The 22,070-nt window shown below is 65.2% G+C and carries 17 protein-coding genes; 12 read left to right on the top strand and 5 right to left on the bottom strand.

What is annotated here, in order from left to right:
• Genes BMW76_RS01110 through BMW76_RS01095 form a run of 4 tightly spaced genes read right to left on the bottom strand, consistent with a single transcriptional unit; the run spans position 1 to position 4,476 of the window.
• Positions 1-1,155: a glycosyltransferase family 4 protein gene (locus BMW76_RS01110; protein WP_090862492.1), complete on the bottom strand. Its 1,155-nt coding sequence runs from the start codon at positions 1,153-1,155 to the stop codon at positions 1-3.
• A complete protein-coding gene (locus tag BMW76_RS01105) occupies positions 1,152-2,336 on the bottom strand; it encodes a glycosyltransferase family 4 protein (RefSeq protein WP_090861828.1) in 1,185 nt (394 codons plus the stop codon). Before BMW76_RS01105 ends, BMW76_RS01110 begins: the two co-directional genes overlap by 4 nt.
• Positions 2,333-3,943, bottom strand: a complete 1,611-nt coding sequence (locus tag BMW76_RS01100) for a hypothetical protein (RefSeq protein ID WP_090861826.1) — start codon at positions 3,941-3,943, stop codon at positions 2,333-2,335. Before BMW76_RS01100 ends, BMW76_RS01105 begins: the two co-directional genes overlap by 4 nt.
• Positions 3,943-4,476, bottom strand: coding sequence for a GNAT family N-acetyltransferase (locus BMW76_RS01095; protein ID WP_090862489.1), 534 nt, complete (start codon positions 4,474-4,476; stop codon positions 3,943-3,945). Before BMW76_RS01095 ends, BMW76_RS01100 begins: the two co-directional genes overlap by 1 nt.
• 259 nt (positions 4,477-4,735) lie before the next feature.
• Between BMW76_RS01095 and BMW76_RS01090 the strand changes: the two genes are divergently transcribed.
• The 12 genes from BMW76_RS01090 to BMW76_RS01035 all read left to right on the top strand — a co-directional run bounded on the left by BMW76_RS01090 (position 4,736) and on the right by BMW76_RS01035 (position 21,147).
• Positions 4,736-4,987 (top strand): acyl carrier protein, encoded by a 252-nt coding sequence (locus tag BMW76_RS01090; protein ID WP_090861824.1) that lies wholly within the window; start codon positions 4,736-4,738, stop codon positions 4,985-4,987.
• The gene (locus BMW76_RS01085; RefSeq protein ID WP_090861822.1) at positions 4,984-6,261 is read left to right on the top strand and encodes an acyl-CoA dehydrogenase family protein; all 1,278 of its coding nucleotides are present in this window, start codon (positions 4,984-4,986) and stop codon (positions 6,259-6,261) included. Before BMW76_RS01090 ends, BMW76_RS01085 begins: the two co-directional genes overlap by 4 nt.
• A 1-nt stretch (position 6,262) precedes the next feature.
• Positions 6,263-7,294 (top strand): amino acid--[acyl-carrier-protein] ligase, encoded by a 1,032-nt coding sequence (locus tag BMW76_RS01080; RefSeq protein WP_090861820.1) that lies wholly within the window; start codon positions 6,263-6,265, stop codon positions 7,292-7,294.
• An 86-nt stretch (positions 7,295-7,380) separates the two neighbouring features.
• On the top strand, positions 7,381-8,334 hold the full coding sequence (locus BMW76_RS01075; RefSeq protein ID WP_245763100.1) for a DUF1839 family protein: 954 nt from the start codon (positions 7,381-7,383) through the stop codon (positions 8,332-8,334).
• A 61-nt stretch (positions 8,335-8,395) separates the two neighbouring features.
• Complete coding sequence (locus tag BMW76_RS01070; protein WP_407668873.1) at positions 8,396-10,996, top strand: glycosyl hydrolase 2 galactose-binding domain-containing protein; 2,601 nt, start codon at positions 8,396-8,398, stop codon at positions 10,994-10,996.
• A 628-nt stretch (positions 10,997-11,624) separates the two neighbouring features.
• The gene (locus BMW76_RS01065) at positions 11,625-12,356 is read left to right on the top strand and encodes a Crp/Fnr family transcriptional regulator (protein WP_090861816.1); all 732 of its coding nucleotides are present in this window, start codon (positions 11,625-11,627) and stop codon (positions 12,354-12,356) included.
• 14 nt (positions 12,357-12,370) lie between these two features.
• Positions 12,371-13,768, top strand: a complete 1,398-nt coding sequence (locus BMW76_RS01060; RefSeq protein WP_090861814.1) for an undecaprenyl-phosphate glucose phosphotransferase — start codon at positions 12,371-12,373, stop codon at positions 13,766-13,768.
• Positions 13,769-13,788: 20 nt separating this feature from the next.
• Positions 13,789-14,721, top strand: coding sequence for a glycosyltransferase family 2 protein (locus BMW76_RS01055; RefSeq protein WP_090862485.1), 933 nt, complete (start codon positions 13,789-13,791; stop codon positions 14,719-14,721).
• Between the two features lie 32 nt (positions 14,722-14,753).
• Positions 14,754-15,986: a polysaccharide biosynthesis/export family protein gene (locus BMW76_RS01050; RefSeq protein ID WP_090861813.1), complete on the top strand. Its 1,233-nt coding sequence runs from the start codon at positions 14,754-14,756 to the stop codon at positions 15,984-15,986.
• A gap of 25 nt (positions 15,987-16,011) precedes the next feature.
• Entirely contained in the window at positions 16,012-18,381 is a 2,370-nt protein-coding gene (locus tag BMW76_RS01045; protein WP_090861811.1) for a polysaccharide biosynthesis tyrosine autokinase, read from the top strand.
• A 211-nt stretch (positions 18,382-18,592) separates the two neighbouring features.
• A complete protein-coding gene (locus tag BMW76_RS01040; protein ID WP_090861809.1) occupies positions 18,593-19,762 on the top strand; it encodes a glycosyltransferase family 4 protein in 1,170 nt (389 codons plus the stop codon).
• Positions 19,763-19,887: 125 nt separating this feature from the next.
• Positions 19,888-21,147, top strand: coding sequence for a glycosyltransferase family 4 protein (locus tag BMW76_RS01035; RefSeq protein WP_090861807.1), 1,260 nt, complete (start codon positions 19,888-19,890; stop codon positions 21,145-21,147).
• Between the two features lie 104 nt (positions 21,148-21,251).
• On the opposite strand, the gene rpiA is transcribed toward BMW76_RS01035, so the two are convergent.
• The gene (rpiA, locus tag BMW76_RS01030) at positions 21,252-21,947 is read right to left on the bottom strand and encodes a ribose-5-phosphate isomerase RpiA (RefSeq protein WP_090861805.1); all 696 of its coding nucleotides are present in this window, start codon (positions 21,945-21,947) and stop codon (positions 21,252-21,254) included.
• Between the last annotated feature and the right edge of the window lie 123 nt (positions 21,948-22,070).

Genomic DNA, 22,070 nt, shown 5'->3' with positions numbered 1-22,070 from the left:
TCAGAAGTTGTCGATCGCTTCCCGATAGATCTGCGCGACCTGCGACGCCACGACCCCTCGATCGAAGCGCGCACGCGCATACGCGCGGCAGGCGGCGGCATCGGGCAGCGTGCGCGTGCCGCGCAGCGCCTCGATGAGTCCAGCGCCGATCGCGTTGAACCCGGCCGACGAAAACACCAGATCCGGCGACAACGGCGCCACAGCCTCGGGCAGTCCACCGACGGGTGTCACGAGCACGGGCGTGCCGCACGCGAGCGATTCGATCGTCGTGAGGCCGAAGCCTTCGAGCGCGACAGTCGGCACCACGCTCATGTCGGCGGCGGCGTACCAGAGCGGCAACTCGATGTCCGGCACGAAACCGGCAAAGCGCACGTTGCGCTCCAGTCCGCGCGCCGCCGCGCGTGCCCTCAGCGTCGCTTCGAGCGGACCGCGGCCGGCGATCGCGAGTATCACGTCGGGTGCCTTCTGCACCACGAGGAACATCGCGTCGATCAGATCCTCGATACCCATGCGCCACACTAGCCGACGCACGCAAAAGAGAATGCGCCGGTCGTGCGGCAGTCCGAGCGCAGCGCGCGCGCTTGCGCGCGTCACGCCCGTGTCGAAGCGCGCGACGTCGACGCAGCCGGGCACCACGCGAATGCGGTCTTCGCGCACGCCGTAGCGCGTGTGCAGGATGTCGCCGAACGCCTTCGACAACACGATATGCCGCGTGCCGCCGCGATACACGAAACGCTCGACGGAGCGCCGCGCGCCGCGCGCCCAGGCGCTGCCGCCTTCGGGCACTGTCTCGTCGGCCCACGGCCCATGAAAATGCACGACGCGCGGCACGTTGTTGAACACGCCCGCCGTGGGCGCCGCGTACAGCGCGAAATGCGTGGCCACCACATCCGGTCTGCGCGCGCGCTTCAGTTGCGACGACAGCGCGCGCACACGCCACAGACGCGGCGCGAGACGCGACTCGGGCGCCGCGAACGACTGCACGTGCCCGCCCGACGACGACGCAACGGCATCGCTGCCCGCCACCAGCCCGCGCACGCTGACGCCTTGCGCGGGCAGCGACTCCACCAGCTCGACGAACATGCGATCGAGACCGCCCGGCCGCTCCGCGAACCAGTGCATGCCGATCTGCAACGAATCGATCGCGCCGCTCATGAGTCCGCCGCCGCAGCCGGACACTTCACCCGTTCCGCTTGCGGCTGCGGCGTGGCCTCGCGCGATGCGCCCAGATGTTCGTAGAGCGACAGATATCGCGCAGCCATCGCGGACCAGCTGAGCGATTTCGCCAGCTCGCGCGCGGCCTGCCCCATCTGTCGCGCGCGATCGTGTCCGTCGACGAGTTGCGCGACGGCACGCGTCAACGCGGTCACATCGTCGGGGTCGTCGAGCACGATGCCGCAGTGTGGCCCGATCACTTCCGCGCCGCCCGCCGTGCGCGCGGTCACGACGGGCAACGCCGACGCCAGCGCTTCGAGCAGCGCGAGGCTCATCGCCTCGTAGCGCGATGGAAACACGAACGCATCGACGGAGCGCATCAGCGCGGGCATGTCCTTCACGAAGCCGGCGAAATGCACGCGTCCGGCGACGCCGAGCGCTTCTGCCATGCGCGGATACGCGCTGTCGCGCGTGTCGCCCGCGACGAGAAGATGCACGTGGGCCGGCATCGACACGAGCGCGCGCAAGACGGTATCGAGATTCTTTCGCGAGATGCGCAGATCGCCGGCGAACAGCAGCATGAACGCATCGGACGGCAAGCCCAGGCGCTCGCGCTCGCTTGCGCCCGGCGCGAATTCGTCGATATCGACTCCGTTATGAATGACCTGCATCTGCGCCTTGCCGACGCTGCGTCTTTGCAACTCGCCTCGAACTTTCCCGGACACGGGAACGATGACCCGCGCACGGCGAAACGCGTGCGCTTCGAGCAGCGCATTCAGCCGCGTGAACGCGACCTGATAGGCGTCGTGCGGACCGCGCCAGAAGCGAAACGGGTAGTAGCCGCTGCGATACCAGCCGTCGTGAACGAAGTGAACCGAATTGACGTCGGCGCGCGCCCATGTGATGAAACCGTTGACATGCACGATGTCGAATTCGTCGCGATGTGCGCGAATCCAGCGCGCGGTCTGCCATGCGAACCACTGGTACCGCAAGAGCCGCGTCGGCACGCGCGCTTCGGGCACGGGCACGCAGCGCGCAAGCGTCTTCAGCTCAGGCGCCACGTTCGACGCGAGCAGCGTCACGGCATGGCCCGCCGCCAGCGCCGCGCGCGCGATCTCGTAGTTGACGCGCCCCTGGCCGTCGTTCTTCGCGACGACGTGGGTCACGATCAGAATCCTCATAGCCTCACCTTGTACAGGGGTGTCGCGCCACCGTGCAGCGGCGCGCGCTGCCCTTGCGAGCGTGCCGTGCGCGCCATCGCCGCGGCGGGCGCCGCGGGTGCGGGCGTCCGCGCGGCTGCCTTTTTGGCCGCGTGCGCCGTGCGGCGCGCGTGACGCAGGCCGATCACGGGCAGCATCACGCCGATGAAATAAAACATGCCCGTCACGCCCACCAGCGTGTTCGTGAACGCCATCATCGCGAAGATCGCAAGCGAGACGCCTGCCCCGCAGATCGCGAGACGGTCTTTCGAGCGCACGATGCTCGCAAGAAACGCCCGCCACATCAGCATCAGAATGCCGCCGACATAGAGCAGCGAGCCGGGCCAGCCCAGCACCGTAGGCACTTCGAGAATGCCGCTGTCGATCGTCCCGGCAGGGGATGCCGCCTTGGTCGGGTCCGACGAAAGCTTGGTTCCCAGCCCCGTCGAACCGAGACCGTCGCCGGAAATGTTCGAGAACGCCGCAGACAGCCAGGCTTCGTAAAGCATCTGGCGCGACTGGAAGCTGTTGTCGTTGCTGATGTCGCTCATCGTCTGCATGCGTTTGAGCACGCCGTCCGACACCTGATCGAACATCATCACGGGCGAGCACAGCGCGGCGACGCCGACGACTGCGCAGAGCAGCTTCAGGCGGCTCCTGCCGTCGAGCATCGCGACGGGATAGACCAACCCGATCACGAGGCCGCCCCAACAGCTGCGCACCGACGTGAACAGCAGCGCGGACGCGGCGGACAGCATCATCGGAATCCGCATGAACTCGCGCGAAGCAAGCGATATCTGCAGCAGGTACATGATTGTGACGGCGAACGGGCCCGGCGAATTCATCGTGCTCCATACCCGCAGCCCGTAAGGCACGGGTTTGCCGAACGAGGTTATCTTGACCGCGATGAGCCAGAACAGGTCCCACGGCGGCACGACGACGTACTGGATCACGCCGTAGACGCCCATCACGAGTCCGCCATAGACGGCCGTTCTGAGCAGCACGCGCTGATAGTCCGGGTAATGCTGCCAGGTGACGTTGAGATAGAACGCCACCAGCGGCGGAAACAGCCAGTTGACCAGCGTATAGACGGCGGGCCCGAAGCCCGTCTGGGCGACGCCGACAATGAAGCCGTACATGAGCCCGACCACGATCAGGATCAGCGGCGCGTTGCGGCGCTGGCCGAGCGTATTGGCGCCCGTGATCAGCGACAGGCCGCACAGCGCCACGGCGAGCAGCGGCGCCATCATGATCATGCTCTTGTCGTTGAACGAGCCGTTGACGAAATCGGCGAGGCGCCGGAGCCAGGGCGAAAGAAAAAACAGCCAGCAGACGAATCCCACGTAATGGGGCGGCGATTTGCGATACAGCCAATATCCAATCACCAGCGAGCCAAGCGGGAACAGAAACTCGACGGGCCGCGCCAGATGCACGGCGATCAGCACGATGCTGAGCACAAACAAGCCGATCGGCACCAGCACCGTCTTGCGCATCGCGCGAACGCGCGCGCCCGCCCGCCTTTGCAGCGAACGCGGCGCCGCGCGCGGCGCGCCGGGCGCGCGGCGCGTCGGCGGTGGCGACATCGCCATTACAGAAGCTCGAACGTGCTGCCGAACGCAAGGCCATGCCGCGCGCGGCGAGCGTCGCCCGATTGCGTCTGATTGTGACGATGGCTGCAGGACAGGCCGATATAAGGCGCGCCGTGCTCGAGGAATGGCCCTTCCGTCTTTCTGAAGCCGAACTGCTCGTAAAAGCTCTTGAGCCCCTCGGGCGCCGTCACTCGCACGTGACGCCCCGGCCAGCGCTGCGCCACGGCCTGCAGCGCGCGCTCGATGAGCATCTCGGCCGTGCCGTCGCCGCGCCGCCTCGGGCTCGTCATGATCTTGTCGATCACCACTTCGGGGTCTTCGTCGTCGCCCGGACGCAGACGCGCATACGCGAGCACGGGCATCGGGCGCGACATGTCATCGACCGCGAACACATGCAAGGCCTTCTCGTCATGGCCGTCCGCATCGAGACAGACATGCGCCTGCTCGACGACGAACACTGCACTGCGCGCACGCATGACCAGATAAAGTTCGCGCGCAGTGAACTGTTCGAACTCGAGTGTTTTCCAGTTCATCATTACGTTTCCCCAGAGCGTTTCGGCGGCCGTCAAGCCCGTTGCCTCGACGACACAGTACGCCGCGGACCCTTGTGTTTCCGTGCGCCAGCGCACCGACGTTGCTGCGTCGCAATCCGTTAAATACGGACAACCGGCGCACTGGTCCGTCCCGCGCACGACCCTCGCTGACGAGGTGTCACGGGTGCATGCAAGCGCGCACGCATCGCCGGATTCGAAGCAACCCGCTCTCGCCAAAACACTCTGAGGGGCTCCCTTCATGAAAACAGCACTGCGACGCATTCTTACCGAATCCGCACGGCTCGATGTACCCGCCGACACGCTCGCCGACGACGCGGACCTCTATGCAGCAGGCCTCTCGTCACTCGCGACCGTGCACCTGATGCTCGCGATCGAAGACGAATTCGGCATCGAGATTCCCGACCGCATGCTGACGCGCCGTCTCTTTTCCAGCATCGATTCACTGGCGGCTGCCGTCACCGAACTGCAACTGGCAAAGGCGGCGGCATGAACGCGCCGCTGATGCAGGCAGAATCCGCCGCTGCCGTCGCGGCTGAAGCGTCCCAGACGCCGGAAGCGGCCGCGCTCGTCGCGATCGAACCGGAACCGGCCTGGCGCGCGGCCGCGCAGCGCGCCGCACAAATCGCGGCGCAGCACGCCGACTCCGTCGATAGCGAGGCGCGCTTTCCCGTCGAGGCATTCGACGTGCTCCGGCGCGAACGCCTGCTGTCCGCGATGGTGCCCGCGCGCTTCGGCGGCGCCGGGCTGTCGCTCGCCGACGTCGCCGCCATCTGCGAGATCCTCGCGCAAGGCTGTGCGTCGACGGGGATGATCTACGCGATGCATCAGATCCAGGTCGCGTGCATCGAGGAGCACGGCAGCGAGTCGGCGTGGCACCGCGATCTGCTCGCACAGCTTGCCGAAAAGCAGTGGCTGCTCGCTTCCGCGACGTCTGAAGAAACGATCGGCGGCAATCTGCGCACGAGCGCGTGCGCAGTCGAAATCGATGGCGACATGTTCCGCATCGAGAAGCTCGCCCCCACCATCTCGTACGGCGCACAGGCCGACGTGATTCTCGTGACGGCGCGCCGCACCGCTGAATCGTCGGCCTCGGATCAGGTGATGATCGTCACGCTGCGCGACGAAACGCAGCTCGACAAGCGCGGCGGCTGGGACTCGATGGGCATGCGCGGCACCTGCAGCGAGGGCTTCCGGCTCGTCGCCACGGGCATCGCCGGACAGATTCTGCCGACGCCCTTCGCCATCATCGCCGACCAGACGATGCTGCCCGTCTCGCACACGCTGTGGGCCGCCGTATGGACGGGCATCGCCGCCGACGCCGTGAACCGCGCGAAGGCATTCTTCCGCGCGCAGACGCGCGGCAAGCCCGGTTTCGTGCCGCCGTCGGGCGTGCGCCTCGCGCAGGCCGTCGGGCTGCTGCAGATGATGCAGGCGCGCCTCTCGGTTGCGCTCGACGCCGCGCGCGCCGCGCATCAGGCGAAGCTCGGCGCCTGCCAGGCCGATGCGCCGCTGTCCGCGATGCTCGGCTTCGCGTCCGACATGAACACGCTGAAGACCAGCATTTCGACGACGGCCCTTCAGGTCGTGCAGGAAGTGCTGCTGATCTGCGGCATGGCGGGCTACAAGAACGGCACCGAGTACAGCGTGGGGCGGCATCTGCGCGATCTGCATTCGGCGCCGCTGATGATCAACAACGACCGCATCGCGATGAACACGGCGAGCCTGCTGCTGGCGCAGCGTCCCGCCGCACCGGGGAGGGCCTGAGATGAACACGATGACCGATACGGCCGCGCTCGCCGCCTCCGATGCACAGGCCGCGGGCGCCGACCCGACGCTGCGTGAGCGTCTTCTCGCGAAGGGCATTCTGATCGACACGGGCGAAAACGGCCTGTATGGCCGCAGCCAGGTGTTCGAAGACGTCGTCGAGCGGTTGAATGTGGCGATCACGCATCTGGGCGCCGATCAGGACCCCGAAGTGCTGCGCTTTCCGCCCGCGATGCGCCGCACGGATTTCGAAGACAGCGAGTATCTGAAGAGCTTTCCGGATCTGGCGGGCACGATCCATTCGTTCTGCGGCTCGGAAGCGGGCCAGCAGCGCCTGTTGCGCTGTCTCGACGACGCGATGAAGGAAAGCGACGACGACCGCGACACCGAATGGATGTCGCAGCAAAAGCCGACGCGCGTCGTGCTGACGCCCGCTGCGTGCTATCCGATCTATCCCGTGATGGCGCGGCGCGGCCCGCTGCCCGCCGGCGGCCGCACGATCGACGTGCTGTCGTACTGTTTTCGCCATGAGCCGTCGCTCGATCCCGCGCGCATGCAGATGTTCCGCCAGCGCGAGTACGTGCGTCTCGGCAACGCAGAACAGGTGATGGCGTTCCGTCAGATGTGGATCGAGCGCGGCTCGCTGCTGGTGTCGCTGCTCCAGTTGCCCGTCGACGTCGATCTCGCCAACGATCCGTTCTTCGGACGCGGCGGCAAGATCATCGCCGACAGCCAGCGCGCGCAGGCGTTGAAGTTCGAGCTGCTGATTCCCGTCGCGAATCCCGACAGCAAGACGGCCTGCCTGTCGTTCAACTATCACATGGACCACTTCGGCGCGATCTGGAAGATCGAATGCGAGGACGGCTCGGTCGCGCATACGGGATGCGTGGGCTTCGGCATGGAGCGCATCACGCTCGCCCTCTTCCGCCATCACGGGCTCGATGTGAACGCGTGGCCCGACGACGTGCGCGCGCTGCTGTGGGGCGATACGAAGGCGCGCATCGATCAGGGTCTTGCAGGAGCGCGCGCATGAATTCGCCCGTCACGTCCGCGCTGACGGCCATTGCCGCGGGCGCTGTAACTGGCACTATCGCGGGTGCCTGCGACGCGCCGCGGCCGATGCGCAGCCACCAGTCGCATCCGCTGCATCAGGGCGAACGCGTATGGCAGGAAACGAACTGCTACGTCGACCTATGGATCGAGCTGCTGCACGGCTTCGGCCTCGATCCGCGCGCCGCGTTCGCGTTCACGGTGACGCAGGACTTCGAGGGCGACCAGTTCACGTTCTTCAAGTTTCCGCTCGAAGACATCGAGCGCCTGTACGGCACGCAGGTGCAGGAGCTCGCCATCTACGATTCGCTCGAAGACCGCGTGTTCGCGCAGACTCAACGGGGACACACGGTGCTCGTCGAAGTCGACGGCTACTATCTGCCGAATACGCGCGCCACGTCGTATCGCCGCGAGCATCCGAAGACGACGATCGGCATCGACCATATCGACCCCGCCGCGCGCCGGCTCGGCTACTTCCACAACACGGGCTATCACACGCTCGACGGCGAGGACTACGACGGCGTGTTCCGCAAGCTGCCGCAGTTCGCGGGACAACCCGACTATCTGTTCCCGTACGTCGAGTTCGCCAAGCAGGCGCGGCCCGCACTCGAAGGCGTGGCGCTCGCGCATGCATCGGCGGAACTGCTGCGCGCGCATCTTGAGCGCCGGCCGCTGCGCAATCCCGTCAGCGAATGGCGCAAGGCGTTCCCCGCGCATCTCGACATGCTGCTCGAGCGCGGCGAGCCTTTCTTCCATCCGTACTCGTTCAACCTGATGCGGCAGCTCGGCGCGAACTTCGAATTTCTGTCGAAGTATCTGATCTGGCTGTCGGCGCAAGGCTTCGAGATTCCGCAGCCGATTGCGGCGTCCGCGCAGAGAATCGCATCGGAAGCAATGGTGATGCAGTTCCGCCTCGTGCGCGCGATGGCGCGGGGCCGGCGCGATCCCTGCGACGACTGCTTCGACGTGCTCGAAGCCGCCTACGAACAGACCATCCCGCCGCTTGCGTCGCTGACGCTGTAGCGGCTGCCGCGGCGAGCCGCGCGCCTCGGCGGGCGCGTTCGCCGCCTCAACGGAACACGCTGTGCGCGCCTTGCCAAACGACCTCCTGGCGCTCGTGCCGCAAGGCGCGAGCGCCACTTCCACCACCTCGGCCCACACGGGCGACGCCCTTCGTGCATCCTGCTGGCCGCAGCCGCTCACGCACGGCTGGCAATGCGTGACGACGAAGCCCGGCGCATGCGCGACACCCGCCGACCTGCCCGAGGCCGGCTGGCTGCCCGCTCACGTGCCCGGCACGGTCGCATCGGCGTGGCGCGCGGCGGGCCTGCTCGATATCGAGCGCGCGCCCGCGTTCGCATTCGACGACCACTGGTATCGTCTGCGGCTCGCGGGCCGGGGCGCGCAGCGCCTGCGCCTGCACGGGCTCGCGACGCTCGCCGAAGTCTGGCTCGACGGCGAACGGCTGCTCACGTCGGATTCGATGTTCGTCACGCACGACATCGCGTTCGAATTGCACGAGGACGCGACGCTCGCGCTGTGCTTCCGCTCGCTCGGGCCCGCGCTCGGCGCGCGCCGCTCACGCGCGCGCTGGCGCCCGCGTCTCGTCACGCCGCCGACGCTGCGCAACGTGCGCACCACGCTGCTCGGCTATATGCCGGGCTGGTGCCCGCAGGTGCAGCCCGTCGGCCCGTGGCGCGCGATCGAGCTGCTCGGCAACGCGCCGTTCGCCATCGATCGCGTCGATATCAAGACCCGGCTCGACGGCGACGACGGCATCGTCACGCTGGCGCTCACGTTCGTGCATCCGCAGGCGGACGATGCGATCGAGGCGCGCGCGTCGCTGATGTGCGCGGGCATTGAAGCTCCTTTGCGATGGTGCGCCGGTCGTCCGCACGTGGGCACGCCGGCAGACGCGTCAAAACGCACGCTGACGGGCTCGTTGCGTATTCCGAAGGTCGAGCGATGGTGGCCGCACACGCACGGCGCGCCGAAGCTGCATGCGCTTGCCGTGCGCATCGGCGATATACAAATCGGCATGCAGATCGAACTGGGCCGCGTCGGCTTTCGTACGATCGATGTCGCGCGCGGCGACGATGGCGAAGGCTTCGCGCTGAAGGTCAACGGCGTGCCCGTGTTTTGCCGCGGCGCGTGCTGGACGAGCGCCGACCTCGTCACGCTCGCCGGGACGCCGCAACAGCTCGCGCAAGCGTTCGCACTCGTGCGCGATGCGGGTATGAACATGCTGCGCGTCGGCGGCACGATGGTGTTCGAGTCCGACGCGTTCTACCGTCTCGCAGACGAGCACGGCATCCTGATCTGGCAAGACTTCCCGTTCGCGAACTTCGACTATCCGAACGACGATGCGTTTGCCGCAACGGTCGCGCGCGAAGCCACGCAGTTTCTCGCGCGTACGCGGCATGCCGCGTCGCTCGCGGTCCTGTGCGGCGGCAGCGAGATCGACCAGCAGGCCGCGATGTTCGGCCTGCCGACTGCGCAGCGCGCGCAGCCGCTCTTCACCGAACGGCTGCCCGCCATCGTCGCAAGCGAGCGGCCCGACGTGCCCTATGTCGCGCATTCGCCGACGGGCGGCGCCTGGCCCTTCTCGACGCGCACGGGCATCACCCACTATTACGGCGTCGGCGCGTATCAGCGTCCGCTCGACGACGCGCGCCGCGCGCAGGTGCGCTTCGCGGCCGAGTGCCTCGCGTTCGCGAACGTCCCCGACGACGCGACGCTGCACGATGCGCTCGGCACGATCCACGCGCACGATCCGCGCTGGAAGAACGCAGTGCCGCGCGACCCGGGCGCGGGCTGGGATTTCGACGACGTGCGCGATCACTACCTGCGCACGCTCTATGGCGTGCAACCGTCGCGGCTGCGCTACGAAGACCCGCAGCACTATCTCGATCTGTCGCGTGCCGTCGTCGCCGACCTTTTCGCCGACGTGTTCGGCGAATGGCGCCGCGCGGGCTCGCCGTGCGGCGGCGGGCTCGTGTGGCAGCTACAGGACCTTCGGGCGGGAGCGGGCTGGGGCGTGATCGATGTGACGGGCCGCCCGAAAAGCGCGTGGCATGCGCTCGCGGACGTGCTGCAGCCCGTGCAGGCCGTCATCACCGATGAAGGACTGAACGGCCTCGACGTGCATCTCATCAACGAGACAGATCAGACGCTGGGCGTTCAGCTCGACATCGTTTGCCTGCGCGATGGCACGGTCAGCGTCGCTCACGTAAGCCGCGCGCTCGAACTGCCTGCGCGCCGCACCGAGCGGATCGCCGCAGCCGATCTGCTCGGCCAGTTCTTCGATTTCGCGCACGCGTACCGCTTCGGCCCGCGCGCCCATGACGTGACCATCGTGACGCTGCGCGATGCCAAGAGCGGCGCGGTGCTGTCCGAGGCCTTCCATTTGCCGGAGCGCACCGCGCTCGCGCGCCACGACCTCGGCCTCACGGCAACGCCCGAGGCCTCGTCCGATGGCTGGCAGCTCGTGATCGAGACGCGCCGCTTCGCGCGCTTCGTCCATATCGTCGATTCGCACTTTCGTGCGCGGCGCGACTGGTTTCATCTCGTGCCAGGCCAGCCCGTGAGGGTTCCGCTGATCCCATTGCACGCAAGTGATACAAACCGGACACCCGATGGAGAAGTTCGCGCAATCAACGCAATGGCCGCCGTCTACTACCGCTAAACGTTTTCGTCTCACAGCGATAATCATCGCCATTCTTTTGACTGAGGTAATGGCGCCCCGCGCCGACACTTGCGCAGCGGGCGTTGGCTTATGTCCGACACATTCGCGCCTTTAAAAACCGGGCTTTGATCAAAATCGGTATCCGTGCGCCAGCACACAAAAGGAACGGAACACATCTGAATCAAAACGCGTTCTATCCGGAAATCACTCATTAAAGGGCTTTCAGGCATGAACGCATTACCCGAACGCTTGCGACGATATTCGTACTTCCTGATGAATCAGTGACTTACGATTCACAAGTTAATGCCATTTCTCAAATCATCGGAAAAATGGCAGTGTGCAAATCTGAAACAAAACGATACGTTTTGCGGCGTTGGGTTTCATTATCTGCGTCGCTGCGCCGCATCAGTACTCGTTTTCAGGCCAATTGGCACAGTCCTCGCTCAATACTCGGCGCAGTGATCACCAGCGTGAATGGCAGAACTTGAACGAGCGCATTCGCGGATGGTTCGACGGGGCCGGTCTGTACGCTTCTTGCCGCGAGCCAGGCGGCAAACAAAAAGAAGCACAGCGCCGGGTTAAAAAATAAGGGAGTCGTGCAGCGCGCGGCTTCTTGCGAGGACCGATCATGCTTACGCTTCAATCCGACCTGCACGGCAACCATTTGCTCGGCGCGTTGCCATCCCATGAGTGGCAGGCCATTGCCCCTCATCTCGAACTCGTTCATCTGCGCACGGAACAACTGCTGTGCGATTCGGGCCAACGGATTCATCACGTCTACTTCCCCACCACGGCAATCATTTCGATGCTGTCGACGATGGAAGACGGCGGCTCGGTCGAGATCGCCGCGGTAGGCCGCGAAGGCATGACGGGCGTGCCCGTGCTCACGGGCGGCGAGACGATGCCGAATCGCGTGCAGGTGCAGTGCTCCGGATTCGCGTACCGGATGTCCGCACAAGCGCTGCGCCAGCACTTCGCACGCTCCGACTTCCTGCGCCGCCTGATGCTGCTCTACATGCACGCGCTGCTCACGCAGGTCGCGCAGACGGCTGCCTGCAATCGCCATCATTCGTTGAGCAAGCAACTTTGCCGGTGGCTGCTGATTGAGGTCGATCGCGTCGCATCGGATGATCTCTCCGTCACGCAGCAGCTGATCGCCGACATGCTCGGCGTGCGCCGCGAAGGCATCACGGAAGCGGCGGGCAAGCTGCACAACGACGGTCTGATCCATCACAGCCGCGGCCATATCCGCGTGCTGGATCGTAAAGGTCTCGAAGCCCGCGCATGCGAATGCTATGGCCTCGTGAAACGCGAATTCGACCGTCTGCTGCCGCGCCTGCATCAAGCGGAAACCGTGTGAGCTAAGGCTCCGTTATGTTCAGGAACGTTGCGCGTTGCCTCGACGCGATCTTCGTGATTGCAGGCGCGCTCATCGCCCATTCGGCACGGTTTCCCGCTTCGTACGAACTCGCGGATAACGAGAAGCTGCTGATCGCGTTCAATTGCGTGCTGGTGCTGCTGCTCTTTCCGGCGTTCGGCATCTACGAAACGTGGCGCGGAAAGCCGCTCGCCGTGATGCTCGGGCGCGTCGCGATGGCATGGCTCGTCGCGGTCGCGCTCGGGCTCGTCCTCGTCTTCACGCTGCATCGGATGGACACCGTGTCGCGCCTCTGGTTCGGATATGCGACGGTGATCTCGGGGGCGATGATTCTCGCGACGAAGTTCGCCGCACATCTGGGCTTGCAGATGATGCGCCGGCGCGGACTGAACTTTCGCACGGTCGCGCTCGTTGGCGCGCCCGGCTTTACCCGCACGCTGGTGGCGCGCCTCGAGCGCACGCCGCAGGCGGGCTTCAAGCCGGTGTGCCTGTTCGACACCAGCGCCGACATCGGCGACATGCTCGACACGGGCGAGCGAGTGCGCGCGGGGCGATTGCCGATGCTGCGCGATATCGACGAGTTCGCAAAGAAGGTCCGCGACGAGCACATCAACGAGGTGTGGCTCGCATTGCCGCTTTCGGATGAGCATGTGATCTATCGGTTTCGCCGGACGTTCCAGCACGACTTCGCGAACCTGCGCTTCGTGCCCGATGTGCGCAGCCTGTCGCTGTTCAATCACGAGCTCGTCAGCGTGGCCGGACTGCCCACGATCAACCTCGATGCAACGCCCGTCTCGTCGATCCAGATGTGGTCGAAGCTGATATTCGACCGCCTGTTCGCGCTCGTCGTGCTCGTCACGCTGGCGCCCGTCTTCGCGATCCTCGCGCTTGCCGTGCGGCTCAGCTCGCCGGGGCCGGTGTTCTTCACGCAGGAGCGCAAGGGCATCGATGGTCAACCGTTTTCGATCTACAAGTTCCGTTCGATGACCGTGCATCACGAATCGCATGGACAACTGACGCAGGCAGCGCGATTCGATGCGCGCGTGACGAAGATCGGCGCGTTCATGCGGCGCACGAGCATGGACGAGCTGCCGCAATTCGTGAACGTGCTGCTCGGACAAATGTCGGTTGTCGGGCCGCGCCCGCATGCACTCGAACACGACGATCTCTACAAGGATCTGGTGTACGGCTACATGTACCGGTATCGCATCAAGCCGGGCATCACGGGATGGGCGCAGGTGAACGGCTATCGCGGCAGTACCAGCAAGATCGAAAAAATGGAAGCGCGCGTGAAGTTCGACCTCTTCTATATCCACAACTGGTCGTTCTGGTTCGACATGCGCATCGTGATGATGACGATATTCAAGGGCTTTGTGGGCCACAACGCTTATTGAAAGAAGGTACGGGGTTCAACGTGAAAGTCTCTGTGGTCGTGCCGACGTATCGACGCGTAGGCGATCTCGCACGCTGCCTCGCCGCGCTCGATGCGCAGACGAGGCGGCCCGATCAGGTCGTGGTGATCGCGCGCGCCGACGATCGCCCTACGCTCGAATGGCTCGCGCGCCATGCCGGCGCGCATCGCGGCATTCGCGTGCAGGTCGCGCACGTCACGATCGCGGGCGTCGTGGCGGCCTATAACCAGGGCATCGAATCCGCAACGGGCGACATCGTCTGCTTCACCGACGACGACGCCGCGCCGCACGCGGACTGGGTCGCGCGTATCGATGCCGCGTTCGCAAACGATCGGGCGCTCGGCGGTATCGGCGGGCGCGACATCGTTCACGAGCGCGACGCGATTCTCACGGGACAAAAAGAAGCCGTCGGTCTCGTGCGCTGGTACGGACGCGCGATCGGCAACCATCACATCGGTTGCGGCGCGCCGCGCGCGGTGCAGGTGCTCAAGGGCGTGAACATGGCGTTTCGCCGCGACGCCATTGGCCCGGTGCGTTTCGATCAGCGCCTGCGCGGCAACGGCGCGCAGGTGCATTGCGAAATGGCTTTCTGTCTGGATGTAGTCCGGCGCGGATGGACGCTCGTCTACGACCCGAACCTGCTTGTCGAGCATTACCCGGCCGTGCGTGGCGACGAGGACCAGCGCCACATCTTCAATGCCGCGGCTTTTTATAACGCGTCGTTCAACCTGCGGCTGATCATGTGCGAGCACCTGTCGTCGATCGGCCGTTGGGCATTCGTCGCCTACGTGACGCTCATCGGCAATCGCGCGGACCCCGGTCTCGTGCGCGCGCTGACGCTCGCGGCGGGCGGCGAAAGCATCACGCTTGCGTTGCGCAAATGGTGGGTCGGACTGCGTGCGATGCGTCGCGCGTGGCACGAAGCCATCCGTTAGCGCAACGCTGGCACATACGGGGAATTGCGATCATGACTATCAGAATATTGCTCGCGGGGCTGACCTGCCTGTCGTTGGGAGCGTGCGCGATTGCGCCCGGACCGTTTCTCGATTCGGACCGGCTCGACACCAGCCGGCAGCCGCAGTACGCGGCGCCGAAGTACGAGGTCACGCCGATCGATATCGCTTACTTCGCTCAGGAGCGCGCGGCCGCGAAGCCTTCCGTCTGTCCGCTGAAGTGCCTCACGCCCGAGGAGCGAGCCACTTACGATTACCAGATCGGTGTCAACGATCAGTTGACCATCATCGTCTGGGACCATCCGGAACTGACGGGCGGCGGCACGTCGCCCAATCTGCCGCCCATCCCGCAGGGCGCAGCGGGCGGCGCGACGCCGGGCAACCTCGTGGCTCCCCAGGGCAGCACGATAGCGGTGCTTTCGCCATCGACGGGCGGCGAAAGCGGCCTTGCCGTGCGCGTCGCGCGCGACGGCACGATCTTCTTCCCGCGCGCGGGCCGCGTAAAGGTACTCGGCAAGACGACGCGGCAAGTGCAGGAACTCCTGACAAAGGCGATCAGCAAGACCATTCGCGATCCGCAGATCGACGTGCGCGTGTCGGGCTTCAATAGCCAGATCGTGCAGGTGACGGGCAATGTGCGCAATCCGACGCCTGAATCGATCACCGACCTGCCGCTGTCCGTGCTCGACGCGATCAATCGCGCAGGCGGCGCGCAGACGGATGCGGATCTGCAGGACGTAGGCATCACGCGCAACGGCGTGCGCTATCGCGTCGACGTCGCTTCGTTGCTCGAAACGGGCGACCCGAATCAGAACGTGATCCTGAAAGACGGCGACCTCGTCGACATCCCCGATCGCTCGAACAGCCGCGTGTTCGTGCTCGGCGAAGTCGCGAGGCCCACTTCGCTGCCGATGAACCGCGGCAAGCTCACGCTCGCCGACGCGATCGCGGGCGTGAACAGTCTCGATGTGCGCAACGCCGATCCCCGCTCGATCTACGTGATTCGCGGCGTCGACAAGTCACTGGGCGCGGACAAGTCACCGGCCGCCGACAAGTCACTGGCGCCCGATGTGTTCAGGCTCGACATGACCCAGGTCGACGCGATCATGTTGATGACGAAATTCCAGCTGCAACCGAAGGACGTGGTGTACGTGCAAGTGGCGAGCGTCGCGCGCTTCAACCGCATCTTGGACACGATCACGCCGGCACTGCAAACGCTCTTCTTTACGAAGGAACTGGCTCGCTGATGGTCGCTACGCGATGGAGAAAACAATGAGCACGTACGACATGATGGAAGACTCTCCGCCGGGCAACGACGAAGATGCGGTGATGCGCGATCTGCTGAGAATCATCGTCGAGCAGATCTGGTGGGTCATCGGCATCGCGGCGCTGGTGATCGCGTGCTCGGCCCTCTACGCGCACATGCAGGTGCGCGTCTATTCGGCCGATGCGCTCGTGCAGGTCGACTCCGGCAACGGCGGCAATGCAGGCGCCGCCAATTCGAAGCTCGCGGCGCTCGTGCCGTCGGGCGGCATGCACACCGAGGCCGAAGTCGAGATCATGAAGAGCCGCGCGGTGGTCGAGCCCGTCGTCGAGCAGTTCAAGCTGAACTTCAACGCATGGCCGGATACGATGCCGTTTATCGGCAAGCTGACGTCGATGTTCGCGCGGCCGGGACATCCCCTCGACGCGCTCTTCGGCATGCGCTCGTATGCGTGGGGCGGCGAGCTGTTCGCGGTCGATTCGCTCTCGGTTCCGACGAGCCTCGAAGGCGCGATGCTGACGCTGCGTGCACTCGGCGACGGCCGCTATCAGTTGCTCGATCCTAACGGCGCTACGCTGCTGACGGGCCAGGCCGGCACGCAGGCCGAGGGCAACGGCGTCACGCTGAAAGTGACGAAGCTCGTCGCCCGTCCGGACACCGAGTTTCATCTGATGCGATTCAATCAGCTCGACGCCGTCCTGGGATTCGCAAACGTACTGCAAGTCACCGAGAAAGGCCACGACACGGGCATCGTGCAGCTGTCGTACATGGGCACCGATCCGCGCCTGATCACAGCGATCACGAATGCCGTCGCCGCTTCCTACCTGAAGCACCGGCAGGAAAGCGCGCAGGAAGAAGCGAGCCACATGCTGTCGTTCCTCAACAGCGAAATGCCCCGTCTGCGCGAAGAGGTGACGCGCGCCGAGACCGCGCTTTCCGAATACCAGCGCCGCAGCGGCTCGTTCCAGCCGACTCAGGAGGCGAGCATCTATCTGTCGGGCGGCATCGAGTACGAGAAGCAGATTGCGCAGTTGCGCATTGCACGCGCGCAGCTTCTCACGCGCTTCACCGAAGACAGCCCTGAAGTCAAGACCGTCGACGCGCAGCTCTCGGCGATGACCCGCGAGCGCGGCCGCTTCGAGGATCAGTTCAAGACGCTGCCCGGCTCGGAGCGCGAAGCGATGTCGCTTCAACGTGACGCCAAGGTTGCCGAAGAAATCTACGTGCTGCTGCTCAACCGCATCCAGGAGCTTTCGATCACGCGCGCGGGCACCATGGGCAACGTGCATATCATCGACGTAGCGCTGGTGCCGTCGTCGCCCGTGCGTCCGAACCCCGCGCTGATCATTTCGGCGGGCACGGTGCTGGGCATCCTCGCCGGCATTCTGTTCGCGTTCTGCCGCCGCACGTTCTTCCAGGGCATCGCCGATCCCGAGTTCGTCGAACGGCGCTTTCAGTTGCCGATTTTCGGCGCGATCGCGATGAGCCAGCAGCAGTTGCGCGGCGACCGCATGCTGCCGCACGGTTCATCGGCAGCATCGAGGCAGCCGGGCGGCAATGCCCGCAAGTTGCCGGCAGGACTGACACGCCTCGTGAGATCGTTCGCGCTGAAAACGGGCGCGCCCGTTCGCGAGCCTGTGAATACGCAGACCATCATTGCGTCGCCGTATGCGGCCACGCGGACGCTGCTGTCGAAGACGCATCCGTTCGATATCTCCGTCGAGGGCCTGCGCGGCTTGCGCGCGTCGCTGCAATTCGGTCTGATCGATGCCGCGAACCGGATCGTCGCGTTCACGAGCCCTGCCCCTTCGGACGGCAAGAGCTTCCTGTGCGCGAATCTCGCGACGCTCTTCGCGGAGTCCGGCAAGCGCGTGCTGCTGATCGACGCCGACCTGCGGCGCGGACGTCTTGCACACTACTTCGGACGCTCGCCCAATGGCGGACTGACGGAGCTGCTGACAGGCCAGGTCGATCTCAAACTCGCGACGCGCGAAACGGGCGTGTCCGGTCTGCATTTCATCGCAGCGGGCGGCTATCCGCCGAATCCATCGGAAATCCTCACGTCGAACCGCTTCGCCGAGGTGCTCGATCTGCTGTCCGCTCAGTTCGATCTCGTGATCGTCGATACGCCGCCGCTGCTCGCAGCCGCCGACGCGGCGATCATCTCGAACGTTGCGGGCGCCACCGTCCTCGTGATTCGCTCGGGCGCGCATACCGAGCGCGACATCCGCATGTCGCTGAAAAAGTTGCGCCGCGCTCGCGCGCATGTGATCGGCGGCGTGATGAACGCGATTCCGCCGAAGCATAGCGGACGCTATGACGGCACCGAGTACAAATATGCGTATACGGCGCTCGATATCAGCCACAAGCCGGACTAGCGTTAACTGACCTTTCAGGTCTCCTGCAAACAGGCCGCGCATCTCGTCATCAGACGAAATGCGCGGCCTGTTTCGTTGTGGACACACCTTGCGCATTGGTATCCGGCGCGCTGCAAGCATGTCGTGTGTGCTCGCCCGCACTTACGCGCGATACGGAACCGGTTATTTTTTCTCAATGGCACCATGTTGCGCTCAGCGAGGAGTCGCCATCATGAAAGTGGCAATCGTCCACGACTGGCTGGTCGTGTCCGGCGGTGCGGAAAAAGTACTGCAGCAGATCATCGAATGCTTCCCGGACGCCGACCTGTTCAGCCTGGTCGATTTTCTGGAGGACCGCTCGGTCGTGCGCGGCAAGTCCGTGCAGACCTCGTTCGTCCAGAAGCTGCCTTTCGCGCGTCGCCGCTATCGCGGCTATCTGCCACTGATGCCGCTCGCGGTCGAGCAGTTCGACCTGACCGCGTACGACCTCGTCATCACCAGTTCCTATGCTGTAGCGAAGGGCGTGTTGGTCGGCCCGGACCAGACTCATGTGAGCTACGTGCATTCGCCCATCCGCTACGCGTGGGATCTGCAGCATCAGTATCTGCGTGAAGCGCGTCTGACGAGCGGCCCGCGTTCGTGGGCGGCCCGCCTCGTGCTGCATCGGCTGCGCAACTGGGACGCGCGCACCGCGAACGGCGTCGATCAGCTGATCGCCAATTCGCGCTTCGTCGCGCGGCGGATCATGAAGGCCTACCGCCGCGAAGCCGCCGTAGTGCCGCCGCCCGTCGACGTGCAGGCGTTCGAGATGCACGCGAACAAGGACGACTTCTATCTGACGGCTTCGCGAATGGTGCCATACAAGCGGATGGAGCTGATCGTCGAAGCGTTCGCGGCCACGCCCGAGCGGCGCCTCGTCGTGATAGGCGACGGCCCGCAGATGGCGGAGATTCGCGCGAAGGCGAAGCCCAACATCACGATCATGGGTTATCAGCCGTTCGAGGTGCTGCGCGATCACATGCAGCGCGCCCGCGCGTTCGTATTCGCCGCCGAAGAAGACTTCGGGATTGCCGTCGTCGAAGCACAGGCCTGTGGCACACCCGTGATCGCGTATGGCAAGGGCGGCGCGCTCGAAACGGTGATTCCGTATGGCGAGCCGCATCCGACGGGCGTGCACTTCCATGAACAAACGGTCGCTTCGATGCATGCGGCCATTGCGCTTTTCGAGCAGCACAACGCCGACATCACCGCACAGGCGTGCCGCACGAATGCCGAGCGATTTTCATCGGCGATCTTCCGGCGCGCGTTCATGATCGAAGTGATGCGAACGGTCGCCGCGCATGCGCAGCCCCAGCCGTTCGATCATGAAGCGGCTGACAGGCTGCGTCTGAAGGTCGGCTGAAAAAGCGGTTGAAATGCAGCGGACGGGCGGGCACACCGCACTGATGAATGCCTGCGTGCGTCGTCCAACAGTGCCGCCCGGAAGCGCGGCAAATAATGACGCCACCACCTGTCTGCGCTTGCGAAATGACTCCATCCGATCCGACTCAGGCCGCCGTCATCGGCGACATCGTTGCGCAAGGCATCGCGCACGTCGAAACGCCGCACGCCGAAGCGGCCTTCGAAAACGAGCCGCCCACTGTGCTGTTCATCGATCAGAGCGGCGAACTCGGCGGCGCCGAATTCGCACTGCTGCCGCTCGCGCGTCATTGGGCTTCGCGCGGCAAGGTATTGCTGCTTTCAGATGGTCCGTTTCGCGAGCGTCTGGAAAGCGCGGGCGTATCCGTCGATGTGTCGGCGAATGCGCGCATTTCCGGCGTGCGCCGTGATGCGCTGCGCTTCGCATGGTTAGGCGCATTCCCTGCAATCGCGGGGCAGGTCGTATCGATCGCGCGCAAGGCTCGCCGTTACGATCTCGTGTTCGTCAACTCGCAGAAGGCACTCGTGCTGGGCGCGTTCGGCAAGCTGCTGCACGGGCGTCCCGTCGTCTGGTATCTGCACGATATTCTGTCGCGCGATCACTTCGGCCGGGTGCAACTGGCCATCGTGCGCTGGCTCGCGCTGCATGCTGTCGATCATGTGATCGCCAACTCGCGCGCATCGGCCGATGCACTCGTTTCACTGACACTGCGTCCTGATTACCCCGTTCGCGTCGTTCACAACGGGATCGATGCCGCCGCCTTCGCGGTGCCCGATGCGCAAGACCGCGCGGCGCTGCGCCGTCGTCTCGGTCTGCCGGAAGACGCGTGGCTCGCCGGTCTGTTCGGGCGCCTCGCGCCATGGAAGGGTCAACACGTCGCACTGGCGGCACTCGCGCGGCTGCCCGGTGCGCATCTCGTGCTGGCAGGCGCGGCGCTCTTCGGCGAGCACGAATACGAGCGTGAACTGCATCGCCAGGCGCAAGCGCTGGGCGTCGCCGATCGCGTGCACTTTGCGGGCTTCTGCGACGACGTGCCCGCATGGATGAGCGCGATGGACGTAATCGTCCATACGTCGACGGAAGCGGAGCCGTTTGGACGCGTGATCGTCGAAGGCATGATGGCGGAACGCGCGGTCATTGCAACGGCGGCGGGTGGCGTGAAAGAGATCGTCACGCACGGCGAGAACGGATGGCTCGTCGAGCCGGGCAACATCGATGAACTCGTCGCGGCAATGGCCGCATTGCGCGACGATCCGATGCTCGCACAACGGCTCGCGGCGCGAGGACGCGCCGATGCGCAGCGGAATTTCTCGCTCGATGCGTATTTGCGGCAAATGTCTCGCGCGATCGGAGACGTTGCTGTTTGAGTTGTGGTGAACCGTTGGCGCGGCGCTGCCTCGCGCGAACGCGAGGCAACGCGCATGTCATGTACGCCTCACGGGCGCATCATGTTCGTGCTGGCGCGAGCCGATCAGACTCGCGAATAGTCGATCGTCTCGACGCCCTTCTCCGTGCCGAGCAGGCACAGGTCCGCGCCGCGCGCGGCAAAGAGGCCCACCGTCACGACGCCGGGCCATGCGTTGATCTGCGCTTCGAGCGCGCGCGGATCGCTGATGCGCAGCCCCTTGACGTCGATGATCTCGTTGCCGTTGTCCGTGATATAGGGCGAGCCGTCCTTCGTTACGCGCACGACGGGCACGCCGCCCATCGCCGTGATGCGCCGGCCGATCGCCGTGCGCGCCATCGGCACGACTTCGATAGGCAGCGGGAACTGGCCGAGCACATCGACGCGCTTGCTCGCGTCCGCGATGCACACGAATTTCTCCGACACCGACGCGACGATTTTTTCGCGCGTCAGCGCACCGCCGCCGCCCTTGATCATTGCGCCGCCGTGGTCGATTTCATCGGCGCCGTCGACATACACGGGCAGCGATTCGACGTCGTTCAAATCGAAAACCTGGATGCCGTGCGATTGCAGGCGCGCCGTCGTCGCGACCGAGCTGGATACGGCGCCGCGATAGCGCGACTTGTGCGCGGCCAGCGCGTCGATGAAGCAGTTCGCGGTCGAGCCGGTGCCGACGCCGATTACAGCGCCCTCCGGCACGTTCGCGAGGACGTAGTCGGCGGCAGCCTGGCCGACCAGTTGCTTGAGTTCGTCTTGAGTCATGGTGAGGAAATGCCAACGCAGGCGGAAAAGCGCAAGTTTACCGGAGTCGGCGCGCGAGGCCGGATTTATTGCTCACGACTCGTCGCTGATGTCGTGCACGTGCACGTCACGCGCGACATGCAT

Origin of the sequence: Paraburkholderia diazotrophica, from assembly GCF_900108945.1 — a bacterium.
Classification (GTDB): Bacteria; Pseudomonadota; Gammaproteobacteria; order Burkholderiales; family Burkholderiaceae; genus Paraburkholderia; species Paraburkholderia diazotrophica.
The sequence above is the reverse complement of the archived record's forward strand: the minus strand, read 5'-3'. Positions and strand labels throughout refer to the sequence as shown.

Bases quoted from the DNA above. Each gene is read 5' to 3' on its own strand.
- BMW76_RS01050 (WP_090861813.1), top strand. From the start codon at position 14,754: ATGACTATCAGAATATTGCTCGCGGGGCTGACCTGCCTGTCGTTGGGA.
- BMW76_RS01040 (WP_090861809.1), top strand. From the start codon at position 18,593: ATGAAAGTGGCAATCGTCCACGACTGGCTGGTCGTGTCCGGCGGTGCG.
- BMW76_RS01105 (WP_090861828.1), bottom strand. From the start codon at position 2,336: ATGAGGATTCTGATCGTGACCCACGTCGTCGCGAAGAACGACGGCCAG.
- BMW76_RS01110 (WP_090862492.1), bottom strand. From the start codon at position 1,155: ATGAGCGGCGCGATCGATTCGTTGCAGATCGGCATGCACTGGTTCGCG.
- BMW76_RS01045 (WP_090861811.1), top strand. From the start codon at position 16,012: ATGAGCACGTACGACATGATGGAAGACTCTCCGCCGGGCAACGACGAA.
- BMW76_RS01090 (WP_090861824.1), top strand. From the start codon at position 4,736: ATGAAAACAGCACTGCGACGCATTCTTACCGAATCCGCACGGCTCGAT.
- BMW76_RS01035 (WP_090861807.1), top strand. From the start codon at position 19,888: ATGACTCCATCCGATCCGACTCAGGCCGCCGTCATCGGCGACATCGTT.
- BMW76_RS01095 (WP_090862489.1), bottom strand. From the start codon at position 4,476: ATGAACTGGAAAACACTCGAGTTCGAACAGTTCACTGCGCGCGAACTT.
- BMW76_RS01065 (WP_090861816.1), top strand. From the start codon at position 11,625: ATGCTTACGCTTCAATCCGACCTGCACGGCAACCATTTGCTCGGCGCG.
- BMW76_RS01080 (WP_090861820.1), top strand. From the start codon at position 6,263: ATGAACACGATGACCGATACGGCCGCGCTCGCCGCCTCCGATGCACAG.
- BMW76_RS01060 (WP_090861814.1), top strand. From the start codon at position 12,371: ATGTTCAGGAACGTTGCGCGTTGCCTCGACGCGATCTTCGTGATTGCA.
- BMW76_RS01085 (WP_090861822.1), top strand. From the start codon at position 4,984: ATGAACGCGCCGCTGATGCAGGCAGAATCCGCCGCTGCCGTCGCGGCT.
- rpiA (WP_090861805.1), bottom strand. From the start codon at position 21,947: ATGACTCAAGACGAACTCAAGCAACTGGTCGGCCAGGCTGCCGCCGAC.
- BMW76_RS01075 (WP_245763100.1), top strand. From the start codon at position 7,381: ATGCGCAGCCACCAGTCGCATCCGCTGCATCAGGGCGAACGCGTATGG.
- BMW76_RS01100 (WP_090861826.1), bottom strand. From the start codon at position 3,943: ATGGCGATGTCGCCACCGCCGACGCGCCGCGCGCCCGGCGCGCCGCGC.